Origin of the sequence: Gordonia sp. CNJ-863 (assembly GCF_001942325.1) — a bacterium.
Classification (GTDB): Bacteria; Actinomycetota; Actinomycetes; order Mycobacteriales; family Mycobacteriaceae; genus Gordonia; species Gordonia alkanivorans.
Genome location: NZ_MKKG01000067.1, coordinates 1 through 2,402 on the forward strand (window position 1 = coordinate 1; position 2,402 = coordinate 2,402).

Genomic DNA, 2,402 nt, shown 5'->3' on the forward strand with positions numbered 1-2,402 from the left:
GCGGGATGTTCTAGGTGGGTGGTACCTCCGTTCGGTGTGTCATGCGGTAGGAGTCGCCGTCGGTGATGACGATGGTGGCGTGGTGTAGGAGCCGGTCGAGGATGCTGGCGGCGGTGGTGTGTTCGGGCAGGAATCGTCCCCATTGTTCGAAGGGCCAGTGGCTGGCGATCGCGAGAGAGCGGCGTTCGTAGGCGCCGGCGACGAGCCGGAACAGTAGTTGGGTGCCGGTGTCGTCGAGTGGTGCGAATCCGATCTCGTCGAGGATGAGCAGATCTTGGCGTAGCAGGGTGTCGATGGTTTTGCCGACGGTGTTGTCGGCCAGTCCGCGATACAGGGTCTCCACGAGGTCGGCGGCGGTGAAGTACCGCACTTTGTGTCCGGCGTGTACTGCGGCGATCCCCAGCCCGATCAGGGTGTGACTCTTGCCAGTCCCGGCTGGGCCGATCAAGGCCAGATTGTGTTGGGCTCGAACCCATTCCAGTGAGGATAGGTATTCGAAGGTGTTGGCCGGGATGGAGGATGCGGCCACGTCGAACGATTCCAGGGTTTTGGTGACCGGGAACCCGGCAGCTTTGAGTCGGTTGCGGATGTTGGAGGCATCACGAGCGGCGATCTCGGCTTCGACCAGGGTCCGCAGCACTTCTTCGGGTGTCCATCGCTGGGTTTTCGCGGTGAGCAGTACCTCGGGTGCGGTGCGGCGGATCGAGGCGAGCTTCAATCGGCGTAGCGCTTGGTCGAGGTCGGCCGGTAGTGGCGGCACTGTTGGTGCAACTGATGTCGATGTTGTGGTGGTCATGACACCTCCTTGTCGCCGGCGCCGAGCTTGTAGGCATCCAGCGAGCGGGTGGGCGCGGTAGGCAGGTGCCCGAGCAGTGCTGTGCCGGCCGGTCGCGGGTTGGGGGTGCCGGCTCCGGCATCGAGGATCGAACGCACATCGGCGGCCTTGAACCGTCGGAATGCCACCGCCCTGGTCAGGGCGGTGAGCACCTGTTCGTGGCCGTGGGAGGTGACGAGCCCGAGGATGTCGTCGAGTTCACCGCTTAGGCGGGTGTTACCGATCGCGGCGGCACCGACCAGGAACTGCTCAGCAACCTCACCGAGAGCGCAGAACTGCTTCTCTGCTGCGGTTTTGGGTCGTGGTGCACGACTGGGCGGTGTGCGTGGCCCGCCGTAGTGGTCATCGTTGAGGACGACCTCTCCGGGTGCGGCCAGCAGATGTTCGGCGATCACCTCGCCTGAGGCGGGTTCGGCGATCAGGAGCCGTTCACCGTCCTGGATGAGGGTCACGGTGGTGCCGATGAGCCGGTTGGGTACCGAGTAGCGGGCCGAGGCGTACCGGATACATGAGAGGCGATCGACCTTTCGGGTGACCGGCGGTGGGCCGACTTGGGCCCGCAGAGATGGCAACGTCGACAGCACTTCTCGTTCCACATCGAGTTGCTCAGCAGGCACGCACAGTGTGTCGCTGTGGCGGCGGGTGTTGACCTCGACACACCAGTCCCGCGCGGCCCGGTTCGCTGCGTGCACATCCAGCTGCACGTCGTCACGACCAGCGGCGATCTTGGCTTCGGTCCACAACGGTTGCGCCAGATCTGACTGCGCGTACCCGCAGAGGTTCTCCACGATCCCTTTCGATTCCGGATCGGCGCCGTGACAGAAATCCGGGGCGAACCCGTAGTGGGTGGCAAACCGCACATACGAGGGGGTGGGTACGACGACGTTGGCCACGACTCCACCTTTGAGGCAGCCCATCCGATCAGCGAGTACCTTGTTGGGTACTCCACCGATCTCCTCAAAGGCTTCAGCGATGAATCCGAGTGTGGTGGTGGATGTTTCATTGGTGGCGAACCGAACGAACCGCCAGCGTGAGAACGCCAACACCGCGCAGAACATGTGCAGGCCGCCGATCACGGCCCAATCGATGACCAGGTAGTCACCCGGAGCCCACACTGCCGGGCGACGCCCACGATGGTGATCACGGCGCCACTGTGTTTTCTCCTGGGCGACGAGACGACGGAAGTTGCGGGCCGAGCCTGCATAGCCCGCCGCTCGCGCTACTGGTAGCAGACGTTTGGCGGTGATCCGGCCGTGTGACCGCTCGACTCGCTCGGCGACCAGCTCGGCGACGGTGTCGTAGTTGCGGGCCCGTTCCTTGCGATCGGGTGGTTGATCGTCGGCCTCGAACCGGTCGACCACACGTTTGACGGTCTTGTGGGTGGTGCCGCACACCTCGGCTGCGGCGCGATAGCTTCCGAGTTCTCGGTAAGCAGAAATGATGTCCATACGGTCCTTCGCAGACTTCAATGGAACTCCCAGGCGGTGATGGTGATCGGTTGGCACCTTCACCGTCATCGCCTGGGCCCTCAGTTCCGGGTCGACACGACGAACACAGGGTGGGGACT

General features: G+C 63.9%; 2 protein-coding genes. Both read right to left on the reverse strand.

The annotated features are described in order from the left end of the window. Positions 1–10: 10 nt before the first annotated feature. The gene (gene istB, locus BJF87_RS22675) at positions 11–796 is read right to left on the reverse strand and encodes an IS21-like element helper ATPase IstB (RefSeq protein ID WP_006361228.1); all 786 of its coding nucleotides are present in this window, start codon (positions 794–796) and stop codon (positions 11–13) included. Beyond that, complete coding sequence (istA, locus tag BJF87_RS22680) at positions 793–2,304, reverse strand: IS21 family transposase (protein WP_075863973.1); 1,512 nt, start codon at positions 2,302–2,304, stop codon at positions 793–795. The genes istB and istA overlap by 4 nt, the downstream gene beginning before the upstream one ends. Positions 2,305–2,402 lie beyond the last annotated feature (98 nt).